This is a genomic window from Ramlibacter sp. (genome assembly GCF_035548915.1).
Taxonomy (GTDB): domain Bacteria; phylum Pseudomonadota; class Gammaproteobacteria; order Burkholderiales; family Burkholderiaceae_C; genus Ramlibacter.
In genome coordinates, this window is sequence record NZ_DASZSE010000019.1 from 41,503 (window position 1) to 62,649 (window position 21,147).

The 21,147-nt window shown below is 68.1% G+C and carries 23 protein-coding genes; 12 read left to right on the plus strand and 11 right to left on the minus strand.

Annotated elements, in window-relative coordinates; genetic code table 11:
* Positions 1–29 precede the first annotated feature (29 nt).
* Both VHA82_RS05775 and VHA82_RS05780 read right to left on the minus strand, forming a co-directional pair.
* The gene (locus tag VHA82_RS05775; RefSeq protein ID WP_325541146.1) at positions 30–767 is read right to left on the minus strand and encodes a hypothetical protein; all 738 of its coding nucleotides are present in this window, start codon (positions 765–767) and stop codon (positions 30–32) included.
* A 29-nt stretch (positions 768–796) separates the two neighbouring features.
* Positions 797–1,726: a polyprenyl synthetase family protein gene (locus VHA82_RS05780; protein ID WP_325541288.1), complete on the minus strand. Its 930-nt coding sequence runs from the start codon at positions 1,724–1,726 to the stop codon at positions 797–799.
* A 233-nt stretch (positions 1,727–1,959) separates the two neighbouring features.
* Here VHA82_RS05780 and rplU point away from each other — a divergent pair, with 233 nt between their 5' ends.
* The 4 genes from rplU to proB all read left to right on the plus strand — a co-directional run bounded on the left by rplU (position 1,960) and on the right by proB (position 4,835).
* Positions 1,960–2,271, plus strand: coding sequence for a 50S ribosomal protein L21 (gene rplU, locus VHA82_RS05785; protein WP_325541148.1), 312 nt, complete (start codon positions 1,960–1,962; stop codon positions 2,269–2,271).
* Between the two features lie 12 nt (positions 2,272–2,283).
* A complete protein-coding gene (rpmA, locus tag VHA82_RS05790; protein ID WP_325541149.1) occupies positions 2,284–2,541 on the plus strand; it encodes a 50S ribosomal protein L27 in 258 nt (85 codons plus the stop codon).
* 75 nt (positions 2,542–2,616) lie between these two features.
* A complete protein-coding gene (gene cgtA / locus VHA82_RS05795) occupies positions 2,617–3,693 on the plus strand; it encodes an Obg family GTPase CgtA (RefSeq protein WP_325541150.1) in 1,077 nt (358 codons plus the stop codon).
* Positions 3,690–4,835, plus strand: coding sequence for a glutamate 5-kinase (proB, locus tag VHA82_RS05800; RefSeq protein WP_325541151.1), 1,146 nt, complete (start codon positions 3,690–3,692; stop codon positions 4,833–4,835). The genes cgtA and proB overlap by 4 nt, the downstream gene beginning before the upstream one ends.
* A 33-nt stretch (positions 4,836–4,868) precedes the next feature.
* Here the strand turns inward: proB and VHA82_RS05805 are convergent, their stop codons facing one another.
* Together VHA82_RS05805 and VHA82_RS05810 are read right to left on the minus strand one after the other, a co-directional pair.
* The gene (locus VHA82_RS05805) at positions 4,869–5,408 is read right to left on the minus strand and encodes a CNP1-like family protein (protein ID WP_325541152.1); all 540 of its coding nucleotides are present in this window, start codon (positions 5,406–5,408) and stop codon (positions 4,869–4,871) included.
* A complete protein-coding gene (locus VHA82_RS05810) occupies positions 5,398–6,054 on the minus strand; it encodes an RNA pyrophosphohydrolase (RefSeq protein ID WP_325541153.1) in 657 nt (218 codons plus the stop codon). Before VHA82_RS05810 ends, VHA82_RS05805 begins: the two co-directional genes overlap by 11 nt.
* A gap of 75 nt (positions 6,055–6,129) precedes the next feature.
* Between VHA82_RS05810 and VHA82_RS05815 the strand changes: the two genes are divergently transcribed.
* Together VHA82_RS05815 and VHA82_RS05820 are read left to right on the plus strand one after the other, a co-directional pair.
* Positions 6,130–7,875, plus strand: a complete 1,746-nt coding sequence (locus VHA82_RS05815; protein ID WP_325541154.1) for a proline--tRNA ligase — start codon at positions 6,130–6,132, stop codon at positions 7,873–7,875.
* Positions 7,875–8,549, plus strand: coding sequence for a lytic transglycosylase domain-containing protein (locus VHA82_RS05820; protein WP_325541156.1), 675 nt, complete (start codon positions 7,875–7,877; stop codon positions 8,547–8,549). The genes VHA82_RS05815 and VHA82_RS05820 overlap by 1 nt, the downstream gene beginning before the upstream one ends.
* 300 nt (positions 8,550–8,849) lie before the next feature.
* Here the strand turns inward: VHA82_RS05820 and VHA82_RS05825 are convergent, their stop codons facing one another.
* The 5 genes from VHA82_RS05825 to hemA form a co-directional block, all read right to left on the minus strand.
* Positions 8,850–9,845 carry an AAA family ATPase gene (locus VHA82_RS05825; RefSeq protein WP_325541158.1) on the minus strand — a complete coding sequence of 332 codons (996 nt, stop codon included), beginning with the start codon at positions 9,843–9,845 and terminating at the stop codon, positions 8,850–8,852.
* Positions 9,846–9,955: 110 nt separating this feature from the next.
* Positions 9,956–10,285, minus strand: a complete 330-nt coding sequence (gene grxD, locus VHA82_RS05830; RefSeq protein ID WP_325541160.1) for a Grx4 family monothiol glutaredoxin — start codon at positions 10,283–10,285, stop codon at positions 9,956–9,958.
* Between the two features lie 46 nt (positions 10,286–10,331).
* Positions 10,332–11,300: a HemK/PrmC family methyltransferase gene (locus VHA82_RS05835; RefSeq protein WP_325541162.1), complete on the minus strand. Its 969-nt coding sequence runs from the start codon at positions 11,298–11,300 to the stop codon at positions 10,332–10,334.
* Between the two features lie 85 nt (positions 11,301–11,385).
* Positions 11,386–12,480 (minus strand): peptide chain release factor 1, encoded by a 1,095-nt coding sequence (gene prfA, locus VHA82_RS05840; protein ID WP_325541164.1) that lies wholly within the window; start codon positions 12,478–12,480, stop codon positions 11,386–11,388.
* A gap of 267 nt (positions 12,481–12,747) precedes the next feature.
* Positions 12,748–14,007, minus strand: a complete 1,260-nt coding sequence (gene hemA / locus VHA82_RS05845) for a glutamyl-tRNA reductase (protein ID WP_325541166.1) — start codon at positions 14,005–14,007, stop codon at positions 12,748–12,750.
* A gap of 82 nt (positions 14,008–14,089) precedes the next feature.
* Between hemA and VHA82_RS05850 the strand changes: the two genes are divergently transcribed.
* From VHA82_RS05850 to queF, 4 genes are all read left to right on the plus strand, one after another.
* Complete coding sequence (locus VHA82_RS05850) at positions 14,090–14,368, plus strand: hypothetical protein (protein ID WP_325541168.1); 279 nt, start codon at positions 14,090–14,092, stop codon at positions 14,366–14,368.
* Between the two features lie 55 nt (positions 14,369–14,423).
* Positions 14,424–15,290 carry a 2OG-Fe(II) oxygenase gene (locus VHA82_RS05855; RefSeq protein WP_325541170.1) on the plus strand — a complete coding sequence of 289 codons (867 nt, stop codon included), beginning with the start codon at positions 14,424–14,426 and terminating at the stop codon, positions 15,288–15,290.
* Positions 15,291–15,534: 244 nt separating this feature from the next.
* On the plus strand, positions 15,535–16,431 hold the full coding sequence (locus VHA82_RS05860; protein WP_325541172.1) for an alpha/beta fold hydrolase: 897 nt from the start codon (positions 15,535–15,537) through the stop codon (positions 16,429–16,431).
* Positions 16,428–17,273: an NADPH-dependent 7-cyano-7-deazaguanine reductase QueF gene (gene queF, locus VHA82_RS05865; protein ID WP_325541175.1), complete on the plus strand. Its 846-nt coding sequence runs from the start codon at positions 16,428–16,430 to the stop codon at positions 17,271–17,273. Before VHA82_RS05860 ends, queF begins: the two co-directional genes overlap by 4 nt.
* Before the next feature lie 30 nt (positions 17,274–17,303).
* Here the strand turns inward: queF and VHA82_RS05870 are convergent, their stop codons facing one another.
* A complete protein-coding gene (locus VHA82_RS05870) occupies positions 17,304–17,561 on the minus strand; it encodes a hypothetical protein (RefSeq protein WP_325541177.1) in 258 nt (85 codons plus the stop codon).
* Positions 17,562–17,711: 150 nt separating this feature from the next.
* A complete protein-coding gene (locus VHA82_RS05875; RefSeq protein WP_325541179.1) occupies positions 17,712–18,836 on the minus strand; it encodes a hypothetical protein in 1,125 nt (374 codons plus the stop codon).
* A gap of 140 nt (positions 18,837–18,976) precedes the next feature.
* Between VHA82_RS05875 and VHA82_RS05880 the strand changes: the two genes are divergently transcribed.
* Positions 18,977–19,432, plus strand: a complete 456-nt coding sequence (locus tag VHA82_RS05880; protein WP_325541181.1) for a DUF1569 domain-containing protein — start codon at positions 18,977–18,979, stop codon at positions 19,430–19,432.
* Between the two features lie 17 nt (positions 19,433–19,449).
* A complete protein-coding gene (locus VHA82_RS05885; RefSeq protein ID WP_325541183.1) occupies positions 19,450–21,000 on the plus strand; it encodes an HD domain-containing phosphohydrolase in 1,551 nt (516 codons plus the stop codon).
* The last annotated feature ends 147 nt before the right edge of the window (positions 21,001–21,147 follow it).

The following is a 21,147-nucleotide window of genomic DNA, read 5'->3' on the forward strand; positions in this document are numbered from 1 at the left end:
CCGGATGAAATCGCGCGCTCGCCGGTCGATCAGAACGTCGCCGTGCCGGTGTGCATGAGCCGGTGCTTGCCGCAGGAGAAGATCTCTCCGCCGATGTCGCGCCAGCGCCGGCAGAACGCATAGTCCTCCGACAGGTAGCGGCGCGTTTCCGGCTCGATCATCGTGTCGAACACCGCGACGCACTGCTCCGGCGGGCAGACCTTCAGGTAGTGGCCGACGTCGTTCACGTACGCGAGCGACTCGCGGTAGTGATCGCGCATCTTCTCCAGGGCATCGCGCCGGATCAGAAGAAAGCCCGTGCCGAGCGCGTTCACCTTGTGCCAGCCCTTGGACAGGGGCACCGAGGGCGGTTCGCTCGATGAATTGACGGTGTAGAGCCGGGCGAGGTTGTTCAGCTTCTCGGACGTCATCGGCGCCGCGTTCGGCTTGGGGTTGTTCACGAGCTCGACGATCTTGTCCCAGTTGTAGCGCTTGGTGGGATAAGGGATGCCGCAGACCGGGAACTTCGATTCGATCAGCTCGAGCAGCGCCTGCGGCTGCCAGGTGATGTCCGCATCGATGAACATCAGCGCGTCGTGCTTCGTGCCGAGGAACTGCGCCGCGAGGTTGTTGCGCGCGCGCGTGATGAGGCTTTCGTTGCCGAACGCGACGAGGTGCAGCGAATGGCCGTGCTCGTGCAGCACCACCATGCTGCGCAGAAGCGAGTTCACGTAGCCTCGCAGCATCTGGTCCCCGTAGCAGGGGGTGGCGACAAAGATGGATGCCATGGAACTCCTGGTGTGGCTCGGTTGTGTTTTCAGTTGCGGCGCACGAGCAATTGGGACGCGAGGCGCAGCAGCCCTTGCGTGCACGGGTTGACGGGAAGCGCCCGCAGGGCATCGATGGCGCGCTGCGCTTCCTGCGCCGCGGCCTCGCGCGCGACGGCGAGCGAGCCGGTCTCGCGCACGATGGCGACCACCCGCGCGAGATCGCCTTCGGCGCCATGCTCGATGGCATGGCGCAGCAGTTCGCGCTGCGCGGGCGTTCCAAGACGCATGGCCGCGATGAGGGGCAGCGTGACCTTGCCTTCGCGCAGGTCGTCGCCGAGGTTCTTGCCCATCTCGGTGACCTCGCCGTCGTAGTCGAGCACGTCGTCGATCACCTGGAAAGCGGTGCCGAGCGCCTGGCCGTACTCGGCGCACGACTGCTCCACGGAGGGCGGAGCCTGGGCCAGGACCGCCGCGAGCCGCGCGCTCGCCTCGAAGAGCTTGGCGGTCTTGGAGCGGATCACCTGGACGTAGCCCGCTTCGTCGAGCGACGGGTCGTGCATGTTCACGAGCTGCATCACCTCGCCTTCGGCGATCACGTTGGTCGCGTCGGCGAGGATCTCCATCACGCGCATGTCGTGCGCTTCCAGCATCATCTGGAAGGCGCGCGAGTAGAGGAAGTCGCCCACCAGCACGCTCGCCGGGTTGCCGAAGGTCTCGTTGGCCGTCGCGCGGCCGCGGCGCAGCGTGGATGCGTCCACCACGTCGTCGTGCAGCAGCGTCGCCGTGTGGATGAATTCCACGACGGCGGCGAGGTTGAAGCGCTGCTCGCCCCGGTAGCCGAGCGCGCCCGCGACGAGCAGCAGGAGCGCGGGCCGAAGGCGCTTGCCGCCTGCCGCGATGATGTAGTGCGAGACCTGCCCCACGAGCGGCACGGCGGATTCGAGCCGCCGTGCGATGACCGCGTCGACCTGCGCCATGTCGTCGGCGATCAGGGCGAGCACGGAAGCGGTACCGGTGGAGGAAGCGTCGGTCAAGGAAGGTAAGCCGCGGAGTGCGGGCAGGCGAGCCGGGGCAGGCGGGTTGCCCGATTATAGGAAGTGGACTTCCTGCCTCAGCCGTGGCCCGGTGGGCCCGGGTGAGTAAAGGCAAACTATGCTAAACTCGCGGGCTTCCCGGAAATCCGTCCGGGAGAGCAACAGAAGAGGTCAACATGTACGCGGTCATAAAAACCGGAGGCAAGCAGTATCGCGTTGCTTCCGGCGACAAGATCAAAGTAGAACAGATTGCTGCGGACATCGGCCAGGAAATCACGTTCGACCAGGTGCTCGCTGTCGGCAACGGCAGCGATCTCAAGGTCGGCGCTCCCCTGGTGTCGGGTGTCACGGTGAAGGCGACGATCGTCGCGCAAGGCAAGCACGACAAGGTGCGCATCTTCAAGATGCGTCGCCGCAAGCACTACCAGAAGCACCAGGGCCATCGGCAGTCGTTCACCGAACTGCAGATCGGCGCCATCGCTATCTAAGGAGTCGGTCACATGGCACAGAAAAAAGGCGGCGGCTCCACGCGCAACGGGCGGGATTCCCAGCCCAAGATGCTCGGCGTGAAGGCGTTCGGCGGCGAACGCATCAGCGCGGGCTCGATCATCGTGCGCCAGCGCGGCACGAAGTTCCATCCCGGCACGAACGTCGGCGTCGGCAAGGACCACACGCTCTTCGCGCTGGTCGAAGGCCACGTGAAGTTCCAGACCAAGGGCGCCCTCGGCAAGCACACCGTGAGCGTGGTCCCGGCGTAAGTCTTTCAGGTCTTCCGCGAAAGAAGGCCCTGCAAACCATGCAGGGCCTTTTTGTTTTAATCCGGACAATCCATCATGAAATTCGTCGACGAAGCCTTCATCGACATCGCCGCGGGCGATGGCGGCAACGGCTGCGTGTCGTTCCGCCACGAGAAGTACAAGGAATTCGGCGGACCGAACGGCGGCGACGGCGGCCGCGGGGGCCACGTGTACGCGATGGCCGACCCGAGCCTCAACACGCTCGTGGACTACCGCTTTTCGCGGCGGCACGAGGCGGGGCGCGGCGAACACGGCATGGGTTCGGACATGTTCGGCGCGGCCGGCCACGACATCACGCTCAAGATGCCCGTGGGCACGATCGTGACCGATGCCGAGACGGGCGAGGTGCTGTACGAGCTGCTCGTGCCCGGCGAGAAGATCATGATCGCCAAGGGCGGCGACGGCGGCTTCGGCAACATGCGCTTCAAGAGCTCGATCAACCGCGCGCCCCGGCAGAAGACGCCCGGCTGGCCCGGCGAAAAGAAGAATCTGAAGCTCGAGCTGAAGGTGCTCGCCGACGTCGGCCTTTTGGGCATGCCCAACGCGGGCAAGTCGACCCTCATCGCCGCGGTCTCCAACGCCCGGCCGAAGATCGCGGACTATCCCTTCACGACGCTGCATCCGAATCTCGGCGTCGTGCGCGTCGGCCCCGAGCAGAGCTTCGTCGTCGCCGACGTGCCGGGCCTCATCGAAGGCGCCTCGGAGGGCGCGGGGCTCGGCCACCAGTTCCTGCGGCATCTGCAGCGCACGCGCCTTTTGCTGCACATCGTCGACATCGCGCCGTTCGACGAAGGCGTCGACCCCGTGGCGCAGGCGAAGGCGATCGTGCAGGAGCTGAAGAAGTACGACAAGGCGCTCTACGAGAAGCCGCGCTGGCTCGTGCTGAACAAGCTGGACATGGTGGCGGCCGAAGAACGCGAGGCGCGCGTGAAGGATTTCGTGAAGCGCCTGCGCTACAAAGGGCCGGTGTTCGAGATCTCGGCCCTCACGCGCGAGGGCTGCGAAAAGCTCGTGCAGGCCGTGTACCAGCACATCGCGTCGCAACAACGATCGGAGCAGCCGGCCGCGGAAGTCGATCCGCGCTTCGTCGGCGAGGCCGTGCCGAAGCAATGAGCGAAGACAACATGAGGAACGGCTCGGACGTGCTGCGCGAGGCGCGGCGCATCGTTGTGAAGGTCGGCTCGAGCCTCGTCACGAACGAAGGCCGCGGGCTCGACGAGGGCGCCATCGGCGAATGGTGCCGCCAGCTCGCCGCGCTCGCGCAGGACGGCCGCGAAGTGATCATGGTGTCGAGCGGCGCCATTGCCGAAGGCATGAAGCGCCTCGGCTGGACCACGCGCCCGCACGAAGTCGACAAGCTGCAGGCCGCGGCCGCGGTGGGCCAGATGGGGCTCGCGCAGATGTACGAAACCAAGCTGCGCGAAAACGGCCTGGGTTCGGCGCAGGTGCTCCTCACACACGCGGACCTCGCGGATCGCGAGCGCTATCTCAACGCGCGCTCGACGCTCGTCACGCTGATCGGCCTCGCCGTCGTGCCCGTCATCAACGAGAACGACACCGTCGTGAACGACGAGATCAAGTTCGGCGACAACGACACGCTCGGCGCTCTGGTGGCGAACCTCGTCGAAGCCGACCTGCTCGTGATCCTCACGGACCAGAAGGGACTCTTCAGCGCGGACCCGCGCCGCGACCCGTCGGCGAGTTTCATCCACGAGGCGCGCGCGGGCGATGCCGCGCTGGAAGCGATGGCGGGCGGTGCGGGCTCGGGCATCGGCAAGGGCGGAATGATCACGAAGGTGCTGGCCGCCAAACGCGCCGCGCAGTCCGGCGCGTCCACGGTGATCGCATGGGGACGCGAGCCGGATTGCCTCTTGCGCCTCGCGGGCGGCGAGAAGATCGGCACGTTGCTCGTGGCACCCACGCAGAAGAGCCAGGCGCGCAAGCGCTGGATGGCGGATCAGTTGCAGCTGCGCGGTGCGGTGACGGTCGACGCGGGCGCGGCGAGCAAGCTGCGCGCCGAAGGCAAGAGCCTGCTGCCGATCGGCATGACGGCGGTGGAGGGCGATTTCTCGCGCGGCGATGTGATCGCGGTGCGCGACCCATCGGGCGTGGAGATCGCGCGCGGGCTCGCGAACTATGCGGCCGCGGAAGCACGCATCCTCTGCCGCAAGCCCTCGACGGAAATCGAGAAGCTGCTCGGGTACATCGCGCAGCCCGAGATGATCCATCGCACGAACCTCGTGCTCTCGCGGTGAAACGCCGAGGTCGCCGAAAGGCGCCCCGGCGATTCAGCGAAACGAGTCGGTCCGAAACCTCTGATCGTCGCTCGCGCGCAAGTCGCGCACGATGCTTTGCGCCGACCGGTTCGGCGCGTCCCCGATGCAGACGCCCTGGCGCGCGATCGCGAGCGAATACGTCGCGTGGATGCCATCGTGGATCGGCACCCACTGCGCGTCTTCCACGCGGACCCAGCCGCGATCGGGGTTGTGGCGCGCGAAGACCTTCACCTGCCCCGCGCTGCAGTTGACGCCTTCGTAGATGCCGTTCACGGCGCCCGACGAACTCTTCGCCACGACGACGTAGCGCACGATGCGGTCGCTGCCGATCGCGACCGACTGCGGGTCGACTCCGAAGGCAAGCGCCGTGCGCGGCACCTCGATCGGCACGAGCCCGGTCGTTCGAAGCGCGGGCGGAGGCGGTACATCCGACTCCTTCCAGTCGGGGTCGGCGAAGGTGCCGGTTTGCGCGAAGACGCAAGCGGAGAACACGGTGGCGAGTACGCCCGCGAACGCGGCGAAGGACGCCGCCGGGAACGATTCAGGACGCATGCTTGCCCTCGGGATCGGGCTGCGGCTCCGATTGCGGATTCGGCTCGAACGTCGCGCCGGGCGGCAATTCGATGCCGCCGCCGGGCACGGCCGCCGGCAGCGCCGTCTCCTGTGCGTGATGTTCATGATCGCGCGCGCGCATGCCGCTGCGCAGATAGCGGTTGCGGTGATCGCTGCGCGGAAGAAACCGCGCGAGCTCGCGCAGCGCCATCTCGTACACGCCGCGCTTGAATTCCACCACCACGTCGAGCGGCACCCAGTAGTCGTTCCAGCGCCATGCGTCGAACTCCGGGTGGTTGGTCGCGCGCAGGTTCAGGTTCCAGTCGTTGCCTAGCAACTGCAGAAGAAACCAGATCTGCTTCTGGCCCTTGTAGTGGCCGCGCGCGTCGCGGCGGATGTAGCGTTCGGGCACTTCGTAGCGCAGCCAGTCGCGTGTGCGCGCGACGATGCGCACGTGCTCCGGCATCAACCCGACTTCCTCGTGCAGTTCCCGGAACATGGCCTGTTCGGGACTTTCGCCGCGGTCGATGCCGCCTTGCGGGAACTGCCAGCTGTGTGTCCGGATGCGTTTGCCCCAGAACACCTGGTTTTTCTGGTTGAGCAGGATGATGCCGACGTTAGGCCTGAAGCCGTCCCGGTCAAGCATAATCAACCCCAATTTTTGAACTGAGTCCATTATGCATTCCGGCTCGCCGCGCTGGGAAGGGCTCGGACCGTACGCATGAAAGCCTCCGAGTTCCTCATCTCCACGCAGAAGGAAGCCCCCGCCGACGCGGAAGTCGTGAGCCATCGCCTCATGACGCGCGCGGGCATGATCAAGAAGCTCGGCGCGGGCATCTACACGTACATGCCGATGGGCCTTCGGGTCATACGCAAGGTGGAGGCCATCGTGCGCGAGGAGATGAACCGCGCGGGCGCGGTCGAACTCACCATGCCCGTCGTGCAGCCCGCGGAGCTGTGGCAGGAGGCCGGCCGCTTCCAGGGCTACGGGCCGGAGCTGCTGCGCATCAAGGATCGGCACGAGCGCGATTTCGTCGTGCAGCCCACGAGCGAGGAATGCGTGACCGACATCGCGCGGCAGGAGTTGCGCAGCTATCGGCAGCTGCCGAAGAACCTCTACCAGGTGCAGACGAAGTTCCGCGACGAGCGCAGGCCGCGCTTCGGCCTCATGCGCGGGCGCGAGTTCATCATGAAGGACGCCTACAGCTTCGACCGCGACGCCGAAGCCGCGCAGAAAAGCTACCGCGTGATGGCCGATGCGTACCGGCGCATCTTCGACCGCTTCGGTCTCAGCTATCGCGCGGTCGCGGCGGACAGCGGCGCGATCGGCGGCGAACTCTCGGAGGAATTCCAGGTGATCGCGGCCACGGGAGAAGATGCGATCGTGTACTGCCCCGCAAGCGACTACGCGGCCAACATGGAAAAGGCCGAAGCGCTGGCGCCGAAGGGACCGCGAGCCGCACCGGCGATGCCGATGCGCAAGGTGCCGACGCCGGGCAAGGCGACATGCGAGGACGTCGCGCACCTTATGAGCGTGCCGCTCGCATCGACCGTGAAGTCGATCGTGCTCGCGACCGACTCGCTGAACGCGCGCGGCGAAGTCGCGGCCTCGCAGGTGTGGCTGCTCCTCGTTCGCGGCGATCACGAGATGAACGAGATCAAGGCCCGCAAGATCGCCGGCCTGAAGGACGGCTTCCGCTTCGCGACGACGCAGGAGATCGAGGCGCACTTCGGCACGAAGCCCGGCTACCTCGGGCCGATCGCGACGAAGCTGCCGGTGAAGGTCGTGGCCGACCGCGACGTCGCGGTGATGGCCGACTGGATCTGCGGCGCGAACGAGGCCGACTTCCACTTCGCCGGCGTGAACTGGGGGCGCGACCTGCCCGAGCCGGAAGTGGTGGCCGACATCCGCAACGTGGTCGCGGGCGATCCGTCGCCCGACGGCAAGGGGACGCTCGCGATCGAGCGCGGCATCGAGATCGGCCACGTGTTCTACCTGGGCACGAAGTATTCGAAGCCGATGGACGCCACGTTCCTCGACGAGGACGGCAAGCCGAAGTTCTTCGAGATGGGCTGCTACGGCATCGGCATCACGCGACTGCCCGCGGCCGCGATCGAGCAGAACAACGACGAGCGAGGGATCATCTGGCCGGATGCGATCGCGCCGTTCACGACGGTGATCTGCCCGATCGGCATGGATCGCAGCGATGCGGTGCGCTCCACCGCCGAACGGCTGCACGAGGAATTCGTGCGCTCGGGCGTGGACGTGATCCTCGACGACCGCGGCGAGCGGCCCGGAGCGATGTTCGCCGACTGGGAACTGATCGGCGTGCCGCATCGCGTGGTGATCTCCGACCGCGGCCTGAAGGAAGGCACCGTCGAATACCAGCATCGCCGCGACGCGGCGGCGACCAAGGTGCCGGCCGGCGAAGCGTTCGGCTTCGTCAAGGGCCGGCTGCAGGTGTGATGGCGGGTGAACTCCCTCGCCCTCCTGGGGAGGGCTGGGGTGGCGGCACGCGCCGCGGCATCGTTCTCGCAGCCGGCCTTTCCGCTCTCGCCTGGCCGCTTCGCTCCATGGCCGGCGCGCAGGTCGAAGAGCCGCTCGCGGATTCCGTCCGCACCGCCTTGAGTGCGTCGGTCTCCGACGCGGCGCCGCCCGAGCCTTACTTCAAGGACACCGAAGCGCGCCTCGCGTACCTGCGCTGGCTGGGCGACATGAGCGGGCGGCTGCGCAGGAAGATTCCGCCCTGGCAGGAGCGCAAGGAGTTCCTGCAGACGGCGTGGTACGAGACGAAGCGCGCGGGGCTCGACACGCAGCTCGTGCTCGGATTGATCCAGGTCGAGAGCAACTTCCGCAAGTTCGCGATCAGCGGCGCGGGCGCGCGGGGGTTCATGCAGGTGATGCCGTTCTGGTCGCGCCTGATCGGCGACGGGGACGCGGGCAAGCTCTTCTACCTGAAGCCGAATCTGCGCTTCGGCTGCGTGATCCTGCGGTACTACCTCGATCGCGAGCGTGGCGATCTCTACATGGCGCTCGGCCGCTACAACGGCAGCCGCGGCCGGCCGGAGTATCCGACTGCGGTCTTCGCGGCGGCGAAGGGGTGGCAGTACGTCGACAGGCCCCCATCGGGGCCGACGTGATTCGCCTCTTCAGGCACGTTCGGGTCGATATCTCTGGTCGTATCGCGTCATGCCCAGCACGCCGTCACGCGCCCGCGCGCCGTCATTCCCTCCACCCCCCACCCCCGTCATTCCCGCGAAGGCGGGAATCCAGGGCGGCCACTCTGCTGCCGGAGACGGTCATGCTCATCTTCACGGGCAGAGAGAGGCACGCCCTGGATTCCCGCTTTCGCGGGAATGACGGGGGTGGGGCGGCCATGGCGGGAAGCGGGGAAGCGGGAAGCGGGAAGCGGGAACCGGCAACCGGCAACCCCTACCCGCTCACTGCACGAACCCGATCTTCGTCCTGCCCGCCGCGGGCTTCGGCAGGTCTTGCGCAAGAATCTCGCCACGCTCCGCGAGGCGCGCATTCCCGAAGCCCGTCATGAGCGCACGGCGCATGTCGCGCGGCGCGAGCTCGGCGAGCTGATCCAGGATCGCCTGCGAAGGCTCGGGATCGAAGCGGCCTCCCCAGTCATGATCGCCGCGAATCGAGCGGTACAGGTTGAGCGCGATCTGCCGCGCCGCCTCGATGCACGGCGGCTCGATCTCGAACACGTTCATGCGGTTCAGTATCGGCTCGGGAATCAGCCGATCGTCGTTGGCCGTCATGATCCAGATCACCTGGCTCGCATCGAGCGCGATTTCGGCGAATTCGTCGATGAAGGCCTCTGCCGTGTCGTGCTCCAGCAGGCTGTAAAGCGAGCCGAGCGGATCGTACTGCGCATCCGCGCTCGCCTTGTCGATCTCGTCGACCACGATCACCGGATTGGCGTACTGGCCGTCGACAAGCGCTTCGAACACCTTGCCGGGTTTCGCACCTTTCCATTGCGACGACGCACCGGAAAGCAGCCAGCCCGCCGTCATCGAACTCATCGGAACGAGGTTCATGCCGGTGCCGAGGAGCTCGGCGAGCCTGCGCGCGAAGTGGGTCTTGCCGATGCCGGGCGGCCCGAGCAGAAGCATGGGCGTCACTTCGAGCCCGTCGCGCGAATCCTGCGCGAGCGCCACGTGGCGCTTCACGTCATCGAGCGCATCGGTGAAGTTGGGAAGCTCTCCGTAGAGCTCCGCCATGTCCGGAATGCCGCCGGGCTTCACCTGGAAGCGCTCGGGGCCGCGTTCCAGCATGCGTTCGTAGGTGGCGCGCAGCGCCTCGTGTTCGCGCGCGGGCAGCTTGGCCAGCTTGCGCTCCACGTCGTGGGGGCGAAAGACGTTGCGAACGTTGGCGATCGGAAGCTTGAGGCCGGGCGTTTGCGCAACGAGGTTGCGGGATTCCATGCGGCGCACTCCTGAACTTGCTGCTGTGATTCATTCCAGCATAAGCCGTGCCCGGGTTCAACCGGCGCGCGCCACTTCTCGTTCAGCTGTCGGCATGAGCCGACAGTCTGTCAGGCCGAGGCGCCGGGCCCGAGCACCTGCTGCAGCTCTCCGGACTGGTACATCTCCATCATGATGTCCGAGCCGCCGATGAATTCGCCCTTCACATACAGCTGCGGGATCGTGGGCCAGTTGCTGTATTCCTTGATGCCCTGACGGATCTCGTCGTCCTCCAGCACGTTGACCGTCGCGACCTGGCGCGGATCGACGCCGCAGGCCTTCAGGATCTGGATCGCGCGCCCGGAAAAGCCGCACTGCGGAAAGCTGGCGTTGCCCTTCATGAAGAGCAGCACGTCATTGGACTTGACGAGCTCATCGATGCGTTGCTGGACGTCGCTCATGGGAACTCTCCGGAATTCAGGTTGCAGCAGGGTAGATGAGAGCCGATTATCCCAGTTCAATGAGTTGCCCGCCGGTGGCGCGCTCGATGCCCGACAGGTCGCGCCGGGACTGGACGCGGCCCAGGCCGGCCGCGGCGAGCAGCGCCCGCACGCGGCCCGCCTGGTCCCAGCCGTGCTCCAGCAGCAGCCAGCCGCCGGGCTTCAGGCGCGCCGGAGCCTGCGCGACGATCTGGCGGATGTCGTCCAGGCCGTCGGGTCCGGAGCGCAGGGCGTCCTGCGGCTCGTGCGCGAGGGCCGCCAGGTGCGGATCGTTCTCGGCCACGTAGGGCGGATTGCTCACGATCAGGTCGTAGCGTTCCTCGCAACCGCCGAGCCAGGAAGCGTGGCGGAAGTCGACGTCCAGGTGCAGGCGGCGGGCATTGGCGGCCGCGACTTCCAGCGCGGCCAGGCTCGCATCCACAGCCTCGACGCGCGCAAACGGGCAGGACTTCTTGATGGCGAGCGCGATCGCGCCGCTGCCGGTGCCGAGGTCGACGATGCGCACAGCGTCGCGACGATCCTCGCCTGCTGCCCGTCCGTCATTCCCGCGAAAGCGGGAATCCAGGGCGTTTCCTGTTTCGACGCTCTGGATTCCCGCCTTCGCGGGAATGACGGGGCGTGCGCCCGGGTGCGGCATTGCCCCCTGCGCGGGCGCGGCGCCGAGCAACTCCAGCGCCCAGTCCACGAGCACTTCGGTATCCGGCCGCGGCACCAGCACGCGCGCATCCACGTGCAGCTCGAGTCCGTGGAATTCCTTCGTGCCCACGAGGTAGGCCGCCGGCTCGCCCGCGTGGCGCCTGCGGCAGAGCATGAGGAACGCGCCCTCGTGCACGGCCGACAAAGGGTCCATGTCGTGCGCCGCGAGCCACGCGCGGTCGTGCGGGTTGCGCCCGAGCACGTGCAGCAGGAGCAGTTGCGCATCGAGGCGCGCGAGGCCCGTGGCTTCGGCAGCGCGAATCGCTTCGGAGATCTTCACGCTGCGCGGCCCTCACCCCGGCCCTCACCCCGGCCCTCTCCCGCGAGCGGGAGAGGGAGAGGGAGTGGACGGCGCTGCGCGTCCATCATGTCCGCGCGCCCAGGCCGACTTCCAGCTCTTGCAGCTGCTCCGCCTTGCGCGCGAGCAGCAGCGCCTCGATCACCTCGTCCAGATCGCCGTCCATCACGAAACCGAGCTTGTACAGGGTGAGGTTGATGCGGTGATCCGTCATCCGTCCTTGCGGGAAGTTGTAGGTGCGGATGCGGTCGGAGCGGTCGCCACTGCCGATCAGGCCCTTGCGCGTGGCCGCTTCCTTCGCGGCGCGCTCGCTGCGCTCCTTCTCCTGGATGCGCGCGGCGAGCACCTGCATCGCCCGCGCCTTGTTGCGGTGCTGCGAACGGTCGTCCTGGCATTCGGCCACGATGCCGGTCGGGATATGCGTGATGCGCACGGCCGAGTCCGTCTTGTTCACGTGCTGGCCGCCCGCGCCGCTCGAGCGGAAAGTATCGATGCGCAGGTCCGCCGGGTTGATCCGCACCGCCTGCGCCTCATCCGGCTCGGGCAGGGCCGCGACCGTGCAGGCGCTCGTGTGAATGCGCCCCTGCGTCTCGGTGGCGGGCACGCGCTGCACGCGATGGCCTCCGGATTCGAACTTCAGTTTGCCGTACGAGCCCGCGCCCGCCACGCGCAGCACGACTTCCTTGTAGCCGCCGGCTTCGCCCGCGCTTTCGCTGAGAATCTCGGTGCGCCAGCCCTGGCGTTCGGCGTAGCGCGTGTACATGCGCAGCAAGTCGCCCGCGAAGAGCGCCGCCTCGTCGCCGCCGGTGCCGGCGCGGATTTCGAGGAACGTGTTGCGCGTGTCGTCCGGGTCCTTCGGCAGCAGCATCGACTGCAGGTTCGCTTCGAGCTGCGGCAGTTCGGCTTCGACGCTTGCGATCTCCTCGCGCGCCATGTCGCCCATCTCGGGGTCTTGCAGCATCTCGCGCGCCTGCGCGAGGTCGCGTTCGCGCTGCAGGAAGCCTTCGAACGCGCGCGCCACTTCGCTCACTTCGGCGTGCTCGCGCGTGAGCGCGCGGTAGCGTTCCATGTCGTTCACCACTTCGGGCTGCGCGAGGAAGAAGTCCAGCTCCTTCATGCGCACGGGGAAGCGTTCGAGTTGTTGTCTGAGAAAGGGCTTCATCGAAGGAACGCGGTTGGGCGGAGAGGGGTGCGGAGGACGCGGAGGGACGAAGAGGGACGAAGAGGGACGAAGAGGACGCAGAGGGCGCAAAGGGACGCAGAGGACGCAAAGGGATGCAAAGAGATGCAAAGGGATGCAGAGGGATGCAGAGGGATGCCGAGAAACAAGAGAATGGCACAGAGAAGAAAGGCATTTTCCTCTGCGTCCTCTGCGCGACCTTTGCGTCCTCTGCGTCGAAGAGAAAACGCGGCGCACCACAGACCTCAGCTAACGTTCCTTGCGCAGGAAGAAGTGCTCGATCGCCGAAGTCGCGCGGTGCCGCGCGTCGGCATCGCCCGCGCGCAACTCCGCCATGGCGCCGTGCAGCATCTTCTGCGTGAGACCCTTCGAGAGCGCCTCCAGCACGGCTTGCACGTTCTCGCCGCGGGCAAGCGCCCGGCGCGCCCGCGCGAGTTCCAGCGCGCGCCATTCGTCCGCCTGCGCGTTGAGCTGGCGGATGAGAGGCACCGCCTGCCGCTGGTCGACCCAGTGCATGAAGCTCTGCACGCCGGCGTCGACGATGGCCTCGGCCTGCGCGACGGCGGCCTGGCGATTCGCGTGGCCGGTCTGCACGACGTGCGCGAGATCGTCCACGGTGTAGAGATAGACGTCTTCGAGCGCCTTCACCTCGGGCTCGATGTCGCGCGGCACCGCGAGGTCGACCATGAACATCGGCCGGCGCCTGCGCGCCTTGATCGCGCGTTCGACGGCGCCCAGTCCGATGATGGGCAACTGGCTCGCGGTGCAGCTCACCACCGCGTCGAATTCATGCAGCCGCGCAGGCAGCTCGGCAAGACGCATCACTTCGCCGCCGAAGCGCGACGCGACCTTTTCGCCGCGTTCGAGCGTGCGGTTGGCAATCGTGATCGACTTCGGATTCCTCGCGGCGAAGTGCGTGGCCGCGAGCTCGATCATTTCGCCCGCGCCCACGAAGAGCACGCGGATCTTGCCGAGGTCCTCGAAGAGCTGGCCCGCCAGGCGCACGGCCGCGGCGGCCATGCTGATCGAATGCGCCCCGATCTCGGTGGAGGTGCGCACCTCCTTCGCGACCGCGAACGAGCGCTGGAAGAGCTGGTTGAGCGTCGTGCCGAGCGCGCCCGCCTCGTCGGCCACGCGCACGGCGTCCTTCAGCTGGCCCAGAATCTGCGCTTCGCCAAGCACCATGGAGTCCAGGCCGCTCGCGACCCGGAAGGCATGGCGGGCGGCGTGGCCGTCCTGCAGCAGGTACGAATGGGCCCGCACGAGCTGCGGCGCCACGCCGCCGCAATGCGCGAGCCATTCGACGGTGGGCTCCATTTCGTGCTGCGGGCCGGCGCAGTAGATCTCGGTGCGGTTGCAGGTGGAGAGGATCGCCGCTTCGGGTTCGCGCGAAAGCGTGCCGCGCAGCGAGCGCAGGGTGGGCCCGATCTGGTCGAGGGCGAACGCGAACCGGCCCCGAAGATCCACGGGAGCGGTCGTGTGATTGATGCCCAGGGCCCAGACTGCCATGCGCCGAATTATAAAATTTGCGTTTTCGCCGCGCGGTTGCGCAAGATCAATCGCCCCACGGACTCGCCACGGACACCCCGCCATGAGCCCTCTCGACTTCCTGGACCACCTCGCGAACTTCGCCGCCCCCGCCTTGGCGGTGGCCGTCGGAGTCGCGCTCGCCGCCCGGCTGCTCGGGCTCGACCGGCGCTCGGGCGGCCGCTGGTGGGCACCGATAGCTCTCGATTTCATAGCGGGGCTCGTGGTGCTCGCGGCCGGGCTGGGGTATTTCGGCCACGACGGCAAGATGGCGACGTATGCGGCCATGGCGGTCGCGGTGGCCTCCGCCCAGTGGGCGGTGGGCCGTTCGTGGAACCGATGAGGCCACCAAGGGATCGCACCGTGGCTGCCCGACGCAACCGGCGGACAATCGAAGCATGAGCAGTACTCAGACCCAACAACAGCACGTCACGCCCGAGCTCAGGCAGTGGATCGTGGAGCAGGCGCAGGCCGGCCACAGCGCCGAAGCGGTGCTGAAGGCGATGATCTCTTCCGGCTGGAAGGAGGACGTCGCCGTCGAGGCGATGGAAACCACGCTGCGGGGCCACCTCGAGCAAAAGGCGGTGGCAACCGGCCTGCCGCCCGCGTTGCAGGTGCCGCAGCCCGACCTGGACGAGTCGCCCCTTTACATCGACGCGGACGACCGGCGGGTTCACGTGCTGCAGGCGATGGCCGAGCCTCGCGTGGTGGTGTTCGGCGACCTCCTGTCGGCCGAGGAATGCGAACAGCTGATCGAGCTCGCCCGGCCGAAGCTCGCCCGCTCGCTCACGGTCGCGACCAAGACCGGCGGCGAGGAGGTGAATGCGGACCGCACGAGCAGCGGCATGTTCTTCCATCGCGGGGAAAATCCGCTCGTGCTGCGGATCGAGCACCGCATCGCGCGGCTGCTCAGGTGGCCGGTGGAAAACGGCGAGGGGCTGCAGGTGCTGCACTACACGCCGGGCACCGAGTACAAGCCGCATTTCGACTACTTCGACCCGGCGGAGCCCGGCACGCCCACGATCCTCAGGCGCGGCGGCCAGCGGGTGGGGACGGTGATCATGTATCTCGGCGAGCCGCAAAAGGGGGGCGGAACGGTCTTTCCGGACCTCCGCCTCGAAGTGGCGCCGAAGCGGGGCAACGCGGTCTTCTTCAGCTACGAACGGCCGCATCCTTCGACGAAGACGCTGCATGGCGGCTTGCCTGTGCTCGCCGGTGAAAAGTGGATCGCGACCAAGTGGCTGCGGGAGCGGCGCTTCGAGTGATGGGCATCGGACCTGTCGACATGAACGCATCCGCCCGCGTCGTTCACGCGCAGGGGGCGTTACAGGGGTTCCTCACGCCCTGGATTCCCGCGTGCGCGGGAATGACGGGACTCGTGGAACCTCGAACCGCCACTGACGCGGCAATGACGGGACTCGTGGAACCTCGCACTGCCACTGGCGCGGGAATGACGGGTCTCGTGGAGAGTCGCGCTCCCGCCGGCGCGGCAATGACGGGTCTCGCGCAATGAAGGTCAAGGCCAACGGCATCCGCATCGAGGTCGAGGACACGGGCGCGGACGGCAGCCAGTCGGCGCGGCCCGTCGTGCTCCTCGTCATGGGCCTGGGCATGCAGCTCGTCACCTGGCCGCCCGGGCTCGTGCAGGCGCTCGAAAGCGAAGGCTTTCGCGTCGTGCGGATGGACAACCGCGACATCGGCCTGTCCGAGTATTTCGACCATCTGGGCGTGCCGAACCTGCTCGTGGGCGCCTTCAGGCACGCCATCGGGCTGCCCGTGAAGGCACCCTACAGCCTGCAGGACATGGCGGCCGACACGCTCGGCGTGCTGGATGCGCTCGGCATCGAACGCGCGCACGTCGTGGGCGCGAGCATGGGCGGCATGATCGCGCAGCGCGTGGCGCTCGCAGCTCCCCATCGCGTCGAAAGCCTCACGAGCATCATGAGCTCGAGCGGCGCGCGCCACCTGCCCGGGCCGCGCATGAACGTGCTGCAGGCGCTCCTCTCGCGGCCCAGGGGGCTTGGCGAAGCGCAGATCGTGGAGCACTACGTGCGCTTCTTCCGCATGATCGGCAGCCCGGGCTTTCCGATCGATCCGACCCTGCTGCGCGAGCGCATGACCGCCACGATCCGGCGTGCGTTCCATCCCGCGGGGACCGCGCGGCAGATGGCCGCGATCGCCGCGGACACGGGCCGCGCCGACGAACTGCCGCGCATCGCGAACCCGACGCTCGTGGTGCACGGGACCGACGATCCGCTCGTGCCGCTCGCCTGCGGCGAAGACACCGCGCGGCGCATCCCCGGCGCGCGTTTCGCGCCGGTGAAGGGCATGGGCCACGATCTCGCGCCCGGCGTCGTCGACCGCCTGCTGGAGCTGCTGGTGCCGCACCTGCGCCGCACGCGATGAACACACCCGAAGGATCGCAGCTCGGCAAGCCGTCCGCCTACGCGGACCGCTACGACCCGTCGCTGCTCTTTGCGATCTCGCGCGCGCCCAAGCGCGAAGAGCTCGGCATCGCAGGGACGCTGCCATTTTTCGGCGCCGACCTGTGGACCGCGTTCGAGCTCTCGTGGCTCACGCCGCGCGGCAAGCCGCAGGTGGCGATCGCGCACGTGACGGTGCCGTGCGAGACGCCGAACATCGTGGAGAGCAAGTCGTTCAAGCTGTACCTCGCGAGCTTCAGCGCAACGCGCTTCGCTTCGCACTCGGAGGTGCGCGATCGCATTCGCGCCGACGTGAGCGAGGCCGTGTGGCGCGGCGCGCCCACCCAGTCGTCGGTGGGCGTGCGGCTGGTGATGCCGCAGGAATTCGATGCCGAGCCGGTGCACGAATTGGACGGCCTCGCCCTGGACCGGCTCGACATCGAGTGCACCGACTACACGCCCGCGCCGCACCTGCTGTCGGCGGCGTTCGGCGAGCAGCCGGTCGAGGAGACGCTCACGAGCAATCTCCTGAAGAGTAATTGCCTCGTCACGGGCCAGCCCGACTGGGGGAGCGTGCAGATTCGCTACAGCGGCCCGCAGATCGATCAGGGCGGGCTGCTGCGCTACATCGTGAGCTTTCGCGACCACAACGAATTCCACGAGCAGTGCGTGGAGCGCATGTTCATGGACATCCGCGAGCGCTGCAAGCCGGTGAAGCTCACCGTGTATGCGCGCTACACCCGGCGCGGGGGGCTCGACATCAATCCGTTTCGGACGAGCCATCCGCAGGGGCTGCCGAAGAACGTGCGCACGGCGAGGCAGTAGGGCGAGCCGGATCGCAGGGCCCTTCCACCTTCACCGCGCCCAGTCGCAGCGCACCTTGCGCGAGCGATGCGCCTTCACGCGCCACGAAACATAGAGTGCCGGGGCGGACATCGCGAAAAAGAGCAGGGGCGCCGCCCACACCGCATCGAACGCGAAGGCGGGGAGCCACCCGACCCAGCCCATCACCCACAGAGTGAGGATCGCATCCCACAGATGGTATTCGAGAGGGTGGTCCTCGCGATGCGCCACATGCCAGCGCTTGATCCTCTGCAGTTCGTCGAGTGTCATGGCACCGCTTTCGTGTCCCTTCAGTCGAAATGCTTCGCCCGTAAGTCTGGTGTAAGGTCACTGTACGCGCGGACCGCGCGGCGCGTCAAACGCGGCGCGGTCGGGCGGCGTGCCCCGCCACGCGCGCGGCACGACCCCCCACCCGCGGCATCAGCCGCGCTGGCGCACCGTGAGGTGCACTTCGGCCGTCTGGTCGCCGTCGCGGGCGCGCAGCGAGACCTCGTAGCGCGTTCCCGGCATCACCGGCCCAGACGGATCCACGGCCGCGCTGAAGTGGCCGATTTCATCCGCATGCACCGTGTCCTCGAACACCGTCTCAGCCACGCCATACATGCCACCGCGGTGCGGCGGCACCGCATCCACCCGCACATGCACGCGTGCGTGCGGCGCGGTGCGGCCTTCGATGATGACGGTCCCGTTCGCATCGACGATGCCGCCGTTGCCGGGCGAAAAGACGGCCAGCGGCAAGTCGGTGGTCACGGCGACCGGCCGGTGCACTTCGATTTCCGGCGCATTGCCGCGATCGAGCCGCGAGGTCACCCAGCGGTCGCCCGAACGCAGCGTGGCGATCGCAATCCGGAAGGCGTCCGGGTCGTCGCGCTCCCGCAGCGTGTAGGTGGTCTCGTAGACACCCGGGCTCACTTCGTCCATGGGAAAGCGCTCGACGATGCCCGGAATCTCCAGTGTGACCCTCGCACCGGGAAGTCCCGTCACGCGATAGCGCAGCTCGCGCCCGGGCTCGAGCCGACCGACCTGCAGGGCCGTGAAGCGTTCGATGCGGGGCGCCGCCGCGGTGCGCAGCGGCGGCACCGGCGGCTCTTCGATGCGGGCGGATTCCGTCGCCTGCGGCGGCTTCGCGGGGGAGCCCGCCGCCGCGAGTGCCTGGAACGACGGCGGGTAGGTGAACGAGTGGCGCGCCGTCGCGTTGCCGCGCGTGAGGCTCACCGTCATCGTGGCGTTCGGGTCGATGTGGTCGGCGTGGCGCACCGTGTAGTGCCCGACGTACTTGCCGCTTGAAGTTTCGCTGAGCGGCACGACGATGTGCGTCCGGCCGAAGTTGACGGTGGCGCGCGCATCGGGCGTGCCCTGCACCGAGATGTCGAGTTGCGAGCCGGGCTGCAGCCCTTCGTCGGCGTTGAGGGCGAGGCTCTGGATTTGCGGCCGGTCGGCATCGGCGGCCAGCACGCCCAGGGGCGCCAGGGCGACCGCGGCCGGGATCAACAGCGACGGGGGCAGCAACAGGGCCGCCACGCGGGGACGTAGTCTGGCTTTCATGATCGAGCCCTTCCATGGACAATGACGACGCATCCAAGGTTGGCCGATCGGCGCGCGGGCGCCTGTAGGCCGCGAGCAAGGCGCCAGGTAGGAAGCAACGGCTGAACCGCGAGGCGCGGGCACACAGGAGGGGACACACGATGGCAGATGCGCCGAAGGTGCGGACGCTCGACGAGGCGCTCGGCTGGCTCGATGGCCTGGAGCGCGCGGGCGAGGCGCGCGGGACGGGGCAATGGCCGCTCGCCTCCGTGCTGGACCATCTCGCGCAGAGCATCGAGATGAGCATGGACGGGTTTCCCGAGGCCAAGCCGCTTTTCTTCCAGCGCACGGTGGGCGCCGCGGCTTTCGCGGTGTTCAAGCTGCGCGGCAGGATGAGTCATGGACTCGCCGCCGCGATTCCCGGTGCGCCGCCGCTTGCGAGCGGGCCCGACTGGCGTGCGCCGGCCGCGCGGCTGCGGCGGGCCATCCTGCGCTTTCAGCAGCACGCGGGCGCATTGCGGCCGCACTTCGCCTACGGCGCATTGAGCAAATCGGACTTCGCGCTGGCGCATGCCATGCACATCGCGAACCATCAGGACGAGATTGTCCGCGCATGAACGCTGTCGCGCAGGCCTTGGAACCCGGGCCTGTGCGGCTCGCGGAGCTGATGGCCGCGCTCTCGATGGCGACCGACCTCGCCATGGGCCAGCCCATGGAAAACGCGATGGCGAGCTGCGTGGTCGCCACGCGGCTGGCCGAAGCGGTCCGGGCCGACCCGGCGACGCTGCGCGACACCTACTACCTCGCGCTTCTGCGCTACATCGGATGCAACGCCGACGTCGAATGGTTCGCCTCGATCGCGGGTGACGAGCTCGCGATCCGGCGCGAGGCCGCGCTCATCGACTTCGCCGACGGGACAGCGCTGCTCGCGATGACGCTGCGTTCGATCCGCCGCGCGCAGGCGGGCGCCGGCACCCTTGCGACGGTGCGGGCGATGGTGCGCAGCCTCGCGCAGCTGCCCCAGTTGCGCGCGAGCTACTTCCCGGGCCACTGCGAAGTCGCGGGCCGGCTCGCCGAGCGCATGGGGTTCGGCGATTCGTTCGTGCAGTGCGTGCGGCAGCTCTATGCGCGCTGGGACGGGCAGGGCGTGCCGCCGGTGAAGGGCGATGCCGTCCGACTTCCGATGCAGCTCGTGTCGCTCGCGCAGGACGCGGTGAACTTCCACTCGGCGGGCGGCCTCGATGCGGTCGTGCGGATGGCGCGCGAGAGAAGCGGCAAGGCGCATTCGCCGCGATTGGCCACGCTTTTGGCCGAGCACGCGGGCGAACTGCTGGCCGGACTCGATGCAGCGCCGCTTTGGCAACAGGTGCTCGACCTCGAACCGGGCTCGCCCGCCGTGCTCGACGGCCGCACGCTCGACCGCGCGCTGGAGGCGATGGGCGATTTCGCGGACCTCAAGTCGCCGCATCACCTCGGGCATTCGCGGCGCGTGTCCGAGCTCGGCTTCCGCGCCGCGAAGCAGCTCGGCCTTGCCGAAGAGGAGGCGCTGCTCGTGAGGCGCGCGGGGTGGCTGCACGACATCGGCCGCGTGGGTGTGAGCGCGACGCTCGCGCTGATCCGCGGGCCCTTGCCGGACCGGCAGCGCGAGGAGATGCGGCTGCATCCGTATCACACCGAGCGCATCCTCGCGCGCTGCGAGGCGCTCGCGGCGGTGGGCCGCATCGCGGCGATGCATCACGAGCGGCTCGACGGCTGCGGTTATGCGAAGGGCCTGAAGGGCGCGATGATCCCGACGGCCGCGCGCGTGCTGGCCGCGGCCGACCGCTATTGCGCGCTCACCGAGCCGAGGCCGCATCGCGGCGCGCTGGCCGAGCCCGATGCGGCGGCGGCACTGATGCAGGAGGTCAATGCTGGAGGGCTCGATGCGCGCTGTGCGCAAGCCGTGCTCGTGGCGGCGGGGCATCGTCCGCCTCGCGCGGGGTCTCCGTTGCCCGGTGGACTGACCGAGAGGGAGCGCGAGGTGCTCGCGCATCTCGCGCGCGGCGGCACGATCAAGCAGGTGGCGCGAGGGATGGGGTTGTCGGCGAAGACGGTCGACCGGCATGCGCAGAACATCTACGCGAAGCTGGGCGTGTCCACGCGCGCGGCGGCCACGCTGTTCGCGGTAGAGCACGGCCTACTCTAACCGAGCGACCAATGCATTAACTCCCTCTCCCCCCTCCGGGGGGAGAGCGAAGCGAGGGGGCCGGGTTGGGGTGAGGGGGGTTGCCGGGCCGTAGCCACCGCGCATTCCAGACGCCCCGGTTGGGGTGTTCGCCCGATGCAACTCCCG